General features: G+C 60.6%; 6 protein-coding genes. 3 read left to right on the top strand and 3 right to left on the bottom strand.

Annotated elements, in window-relative coordinates; genetic code table 11:
* Positions 1-60: 60 nt before the first annotated feature.
* Together PQU96_RS10445 and ubiD are read right to left on the bottom strand one after the other, a co-directional pair.
* A complete protein-coding gene (locus PQU96_RS10445) occupies positions 61-420 on the bottom strand; it encodes a YggL family protein (protein ID WP_272772261.1) in 360 nt (119 codons plus the stop codon).
* A gap of 83 nt (positions 421-503) precedes the next feature.
* On the bottom strand, positions 504-1,979 hold the full coding sequence (gene ubiD / locus PQU96_RS10450) for a 4-hydroxy-3-polyprenylbenzoate decarboxylase (RefSeq protein ID WP_272772262.1): 1,476 nt from the start codon (positions 1,977-1,979) through the stop codon (positions 504-506).
* 147 nt (positions 1,980-2,126) lie between these two features.
* Here ubiD and PQU96_RS10455 point away from each other — a divergent pair, with 147 nt between their 5' ends.
* From PQU96_RS10455 to PQU96_RS10465, 3 genes are all read left to right on the top strand, one after another.
* A complete protein-coding gene (locus PQU96_RS10455; RefSeq protein ID WP_272772263.1) occupies positions 2,127-2,720 on the top strand; it encodes an OmpW/AlkL family protein in 594 nt (197 codons plus the stop codon).
* 89 nt (positions 2,721-2,809) lie between these two features.
* Complete coding sequence (locus tag PQU96_RS10460; RefSeq protein WP_272772264.1) at positions 2,810-3,883, top strand: PLP-dependent cysteine synthase family protein; 1,074 nt, start codon at positions 2,810-2,812, stop codon at positions 3,881-3,883.
* A gap of 26 nt (positions 3,884-3,909) precedes the next feature.
* A complete protein-coding gene (locus tag PQU96_RS10465; RefSeq protein ID WP_272772265.1) occupies positions 3,910-4,995 on the top strand; it encodes a VanZ family protein in 1,086 nt (361 codons plus the stop codon).
* On the opposite strand, the gene PQU96_RS10470 is transcribed toward PQU96_RS10465, so the two are convergent.
* Positions 4,973-5,617 (bottom strand): pyrimidine 5'-nucleotidase, encoded by a 645-nt coding sequence (locus tag PQU96_RS10470; protein ID WP_272772266.1) that lies wholly within the window; start codon positions 5,615-5,617, stop codon positions 4,973-4,975. The genes PQU96_RS10465 and PQU96_RS10470 overlap by 23 nt on opposite strands.
* Positions 5,618-6,000 lie beyond the last annotated feature (383 nt).

Here is a 6,000-nt window from a genome sequence, read left to right on the forward strand (position 1 = left end):
CATAGAAAAACGCCTCCGCGTGCGGAGGCGTTTTTCATGGCGCCAGGGTTGGCCGCGGTCTTACCAGGCGCTGTGCCACACGTCCAGCAGCTCGCTGCACTCCACATCGCTGACTTCGGCGCGTGCCTGCAGCCAGGCGTTCAGCGCGGTGCGCATCTCGGCGGTGACCGCCACGCCGTTGACCGGGAACACGATGCCGTCCAGCTGGCCGTCGCTGAAGTGGCCGCCGAAGCTGACACCGTGCTGCTCGACCGCGTCCAGCCAGGCATCCAGCAGGCCGTCGTGGGCGCCGGCAGCGGCGTCTTCTTTCAGGTTGGCGATCACGGTAAAGCCCAGTTCCTGGAACTCACCAACGCGCAGCTTCTTGCGCTGGCGGGGTTTCAGGCGTTTCAGGCGCTGGCGGGAATTGGCATTGATCATGGTGATATCTCCAGGGTAAGTACGGACAGGGCGCGATGATAACGCGCCCTGTCCGGGGGAACACAATTATTTGCGGCGGCGTATCAGAGGCCCAGTTGCTGCCACAGGCTGTCCACGCGCTGGCGCGTGCCGGCATCCATCACGATAGGTGTACCCCATTCGCGATTGGTCTCACCCGGCAGCTTGTTGGTGGCGTCCAGCCCCATCTTGCCGCCCAGTCCGGAAATCGGGCTGGCAAAGTCCAGATAATCAATAGGGGTGTTGTCGATCAGCGTGGTATCGCGCACCGGGTCCATGCGGGTGGTGATCGCCCAGATCACTTCCTTCCAGTCGCGGGTGTTCACGTCGTCGTCCACCACCACGATGAACTTGGTGTACATGAACTGGCGCAGGAAGCTCCAGCAGCCCATCATCACGCGCTTGGCGTGGCCGGGGTATTGCTTCTTGATGCTGATCACCGCCATGCGGTAGCTGCAGCCTTCTGGCGGCAGGTAGAAATCCACGATCTCCGGAAACTGCTTCTGCAGGATGGGCACGAACACTTCGTTGAGCGCCACGCCCAGCACTGCCGGTTCATCCGGCGGTTTGCCGGTGTAGGTGCTGTGGTACACCGGCTTGTCGCGCATGGTGATGCGGTCGATGGTGAATACCGGGAAGCTGTCCTGTTCGTTGTAGTAGCCGGTGTGGTCACCGTACGGGCCTTCCAAGGCCATGTCGTTGGGGTGGATGTGGCCTTCCAGCACGATTTCGGCACTGGCCGGCACCTGCAGGTCGGAACCGATGCATTTCACCAGCTCGGTGCGGCTGCCGCGCAGCAGGCCGGCGAACTGGTATTCCGACAGTGTGTCCGGCACCGGGGTGACTGCGCCCAGAATGGTGGCCGGGTCGCAACCCAGCACCACGGCCACCGGGTAGGGCGCGTCAGGGTTGGCCGCACGGAATTCGCGGTAGTCCAGCGCGCCGCCACGGTGCGCCAGCCAGCGCATGATCACGCGGTTGCGGCCGATGACCTGCTGGCGGTAGATGCCCAGATTCTGCCGCTTCTTGTGCGGGCCACGGGTAACGGTCAGGCCCCAGGTGATCAACGGCGCCACATCGCCCGGCCAGCAGTGCTGGATCGGCAGACGGGCCAGATCTACTTCGCTGCCTTCCCACACGATCTGCTGGCAGGCTGCTTTCTTGACTTCCTTCGGCGCCATCGACAGCACCTGCTTCAAGAGCGGCAGCTTGTCCCAGGCATCGCGTAGGCCCTTCGGCGGCTCCGGCTCCTTCAAGTAGGCCAGGGTCTTGCCGATTTCACGCAATTCCATCACGTCGGCCGCGCCCATGCCCATCGCCACCCGCTTGGGGGTGCCGAACAGGTTGGCCAGTACCGGGATGTCGTAGCGCTTGTCGCCCTGTTGCGGCTGTTCGAACAGCAGCGCCGGGCCGCCGGCCTTCAGCACGCGGTCGCCGATCTCGGTCATCTCCAGGTGCGGCGACACCGGCACCTTGATGCGCTTGAGTTCGCCTTGCGATTCAAGCTGGGACATGAAGTCCCGCAGGTCGTGGTATTTCATGATCGTTTCATGATCTAACGCAAAAACCCTGTTTCAGAGCAAGGTTATTCTTGCCGCACGTCTTCGCCGTGCTCGACAAGTTGCTGGTCAATTAAGAGTGCTTTGGCGAACAAGAAGAATTTTCGCAGAACTTGCTTGGAGATAACCATGAAAAAATTCGCTATCGCCGCCATTCTGGCTTCCTTGTCCGCCGGTGCCTTCGCGGCACAGGGCGACATCATCGCACGTTTGCGTATTACTAACGTGAACCCGCAGACTTCGGTTGATAAAACCTTGGCAGCGGTGCATGCGGATGTTTCGGACGATACAATCCCGGAGCTGGATTTCACCTACATGCTCACCAACAACATCGGTGCCGAGCTGATTCTGGGTACATCCAAGCACGATGTGACCTCCGATCTGGGCAAGCTGGGTTCTGTTAAGGTGCTGCCACCAACACTGACCCTGCAGTACCACTTCAATCCGGAAGGCCAGTTCCGTCCGTACGCCGGTGCCGGTATCAACTACACCCGTTTCTACAGTGTGAAAAACACGGATGTACTGCCTTGGACTGTGAAAAAGAACAGCTTTGGCCCTGCGCTGCAGGTCGGCATGGACATGCCGCTGACCAAGGACGTGTTCCTGAACCTGGATATGAAGAAACTGTGGATCAAGACTAAAGTGAGTTCCAATGGCACCGATTTGGGCACCCTCGACATCAATCCGCTGGTGACCAGCGTCGGTATCGGGATGAAGTTCTGATCAACCGGCTGCGGCTGGCATGAAAAAGGGCGCTACGGCGCCCTTTTTGCATGACTCGGGTACAATGCGCCTATTCCAAGGAGATGACAATGAGCAGCAGCTGGGTAGCGCAGGCGGTACAAAAGATCGAGGCAGACTTCAATCGCTCCAGCGATACGCATCTGATTCCCTTGCCGCTGCCGGGCTTGCCCGACATCCAGCTCTATTTCAAGGACGAATCCACCCATCCGACCGGCAGTCTCAAGCACCGTTTGGCGCGTTCCCTGTTCCTCTATGGCCTGTGCAACGGCTGGATCAAGGCCGGCACCAGCATCATCGAGGCGTCCAGCGGCAGTACCGCGGTGTCGGAGGCCTACTTCGCCCGCCTGCTGGGCTTGCCGTTCATCGCGGTGATGCCGCGCAGCACCTCGGCCGAGAAAATCCGCGCCATCGAGTTCTACTGCGGGCGCTGTCATCTGGTCGATGATCCGGCCACCATCTACGACGTGTCGCGACAACTGGCAGAGCAGCTGGACGGCCACTACATGGACCAGTTCACCTACGCCGAGCGCGCCACCGACTGGCGCGGCAACAACAACATCGCCGATACCATCTTCCGGCAGATGGCACTGGAGCCGCATCCGGTACCGGAGTGGATCGTGTGCGGCGCCGGCACCGGCGGCACCAGCGCCACCTTTGGCCGTTATGTGCGCTACCAGCGCCTGGCGACACGGGTGTGCGTGGTGGATCCGGAAAACTCAGTGTTCTACGACAGCTACTATAGTGGCGAGCGCGACCGGCAGTGCAGCGGCGGCTCCGGGGTGGAAGGCATCGGCCGTCCGCGTGTCGAGCCGTCCTTCATTCCCGGCGTGGTGGATCACATGATCCGCGTGCCGAATGTCGCTAGCTACGCCGCCGTGCACTTTCTGGAGGAGGTGCTCGGGCGCAAGTGCGGCGGCTCCACCGGCACCAATTTCTACGGCGTCTGCCAGCTGGCGGCGGAAATGCAGCGTAACGGGCAGGGCGGCAGCATCGTCACGCTGCTGTGTGACGACGGCAACCGCTACCTCAACAGCTACTTCGATCCGGCCTGGCTGGCTGGCAATGGCTACGACATCGCGCCATGGCTGACGCGTTACCGCCGCTTCTTCCGTGATGGCGTTTGGTCGGAGGCGCAGGCCTGAGCCGCTCTCCTGGCCAGACAATACCGATGCGTCCCGCTTCCGTTCCCCCCGTTTCCGATCGCAGTCACGTCGCGCTGCACGCGGCGCTGATCAATGCCGCGCTGATCGTGTTCCTCAGCGCCTATCCCTTCAGCGGCTGGCAGGATACCGGCTTGCCGTTGTTCGATTTCCTGTTCTATCCGCTGCCGTACTACACCCGTTTTTTCGACAATGCCGTCAACTTGCTGATCTACGTTCCCTACGGCTTCAGCCTGGCGCTGGTGCCACGTCGCAAGTGGCAGGGCTGGGGTCTGGCGATGGTGGTGGCCAGTGTCAGCAGCGTGCTGGTGGAGACCTTGCAGCAGTTCCTGCCGCTGCGCGTCGCCTCCAATCTTGACGTGTTGTACAACGTCGGCGGTGCCGCCTGCGGTGCGACACTGGCGACCTTTCCGCTGTTTTCCCGCTTCTGGGCGCAGGGCAAAGCGCTACGCCAGCGCTGGTTCGTCGGCGACAGCAGTGCCGACTACGCGTTGCTGCTGATCGGGCTGTGGTTCCTGACGCAGCTGAATCCGGCGATTCCGCTGTTCGGCATGGTGGTGTTGCCGGAAGGGTTGCCGCAGCCGTACATCTCGCCACTGCAGGATCCGCAATTGTTCCTGATGCTGATCGAAGGCGGCAGCGCGATGCTCAATCTTGCTGGCAGCCTGCTGTTCCTGACCTGCTTCCTGAGCCGGCGCCAGTATCAGCTGCGCGCCATTATTTACTTCCTGTTGACGGTGATTGTGCTGAAACTGGTCACCGCCGGTGCGTTGCTGAAACCGGCGCTGTTCTTCCAGTGGGTCAATCTTAACGTCGCGCTGGGCCTGCTTGGCGGCCTGTTGCTGGTGTGGGCGGTGACGCGCGGCCAACGTTGGCCGCAAACGTTGGCCGCCATGCTGTGCCTGCTGCTGTCGCAGCTGGTGGTGTCGTTCTGGCCGCTGTCCGGTCTGCAATCCGACGTGTTGTCGCTGTTCCGCTGGAGTTACGGCCATCTGTTGAACATGAGCGCGCTGGTCGACCTGGTGGCCGACTTGTGGCCGCTGGGCGCGTTTGCCTGCCTGCTGCTGTCGCTCAGGCAGCAGCACCGGCGCTAAGTGCCAGACGCGGCAGCTGGTTCAGGCTGCCGATGCGGTAGTCGACCCAGCAGGGTTTGCGCTTCTGCTGGCTGAGCCACACCGTTTTCATTCCCAGCTGCCGTGCCGTTCGCAGGTTGGCCAACGTGTCCTCCACCATGATGCAGCGCTCGGCGGCAATGCCGCTTTGGCGCAGCACCTGCCGGTAGGCCGCTGCCCGCGGTTTGGGGTGGCCGAAGCGTTCGATGCCGAATACCTCCTCGAACAGATGACCAATGTGCAGGTGTTCGATCATCGCCTCTACATAGTGTTGTGGACCGTTGGAAAACACCCATTTGCGTCCCGGCAGGCGGCTCAGCAACTGCGGTAGCTGGTTGCTGCTGTCTATCAGAGGCAGGAGTTCGTCCATGTCGTGGGTGCTGCGCAGGAAATGATCGGCATCGACGCGGTGATGCCTGACTAGGCCGCCCAGGGTCGCGCCATAACGACGCCAGTACAGCTTGCGCAGGCGGTGTGCCTCGTCTTCATCTACCTGCAGATGTTGCATGATGTAAGCAGTCATCCGCAGCGTAATCAGCGGAAAAACCTGTGCGCCGGCGTGGTGCAGCGTGTCGTCGAGATCGAAAAGCCAGTGTCGTTGCATGAATTAACGGGTATTTGTGCATCGGATGGAGTAGGGCATCCAGCGTAGCAGAGCCGGCCTGGCGTGTGGTTCCGGATTTTTTCAAAATGGCAGCCTATTTAAATCAATGGCTTGTGGTTTTTTCGCAAAAAATACGTCTTGGAGTGTTGACGCGGGGTTAGGGGTTCGCTATAGTTCGCCTCCTCAGCTGACGCCGCAAACGAAACGCGGTACGGCACTGCTCTTTAACAAAACGAATAACCGATAGGTGTAAGTGTCTGGCTTAGCCAAATACTTGCACTGTCAAGATTCAAGAAACGATGTTTCTTTGAACTTGCGTGCCAAAAAATTGCTATGAGATTGAACTGAAGAGTTTGATCCTGGCTCAGATTGAACGCTGGCGG

It is taken from the genome of Vogesella margarita, from assembly GCF_028548475.1.
In the GTDB taxonomy this organism is placed as follows: domain Bacteria; phylum Pseudomonadota; class Gammaproteobacteria; order Burkholderiales; family Chromobacteriaceae; genus Vogesella; species Vogesella margarita.

Excerpts from the sequence above, each read along its gene's own strand:
- PQU96_RS10445 (WP_272772261.1), bottom strand. The coding sequence starts at position 420 with ATGATCAATGCCAATTCCCGCCAGCGCCTGAAACGCCTGAAACCCCGC.
- ubiD (WP_272772262.1), bottom strand. The coding sequence starts at position 1,979 with ATGAAATACCACGACCTGCGGGACTTCATGTCCCAGCTTGAATCGCAA.
- PQU96_RS10455 (WP_272772263.1), top strand. The coding sequence starts at position 2,127 with ATGAAAAAATTCGCTATCGCCGCCATTCTGGCTTCCTTGTCCGCCGGT.
- PQU96_RS10460 (WP_272772264.1), top strand. The coding sequence starts at position 2,810 with ATGAGCAGCAGCTGGGTAGCGCAGGCGGTACAAAAGATCGAGGCAGAC.
- PQU96_RS10465 (WP_272772265.1), top strand. The coding sequence starts at position 3,910 with ATGCGTCCCGCTTCCGTTCCCCCCGTTTCCGATCGCAGTCACGTCGCG.
- PQU96_RS10470 (WP_272772266.1), bottom strand. The coding sequence starts at position 5,617 with ATGCAACGACACTGGCTTTTCGATCTCGACGACACGCTGCACCACGCC.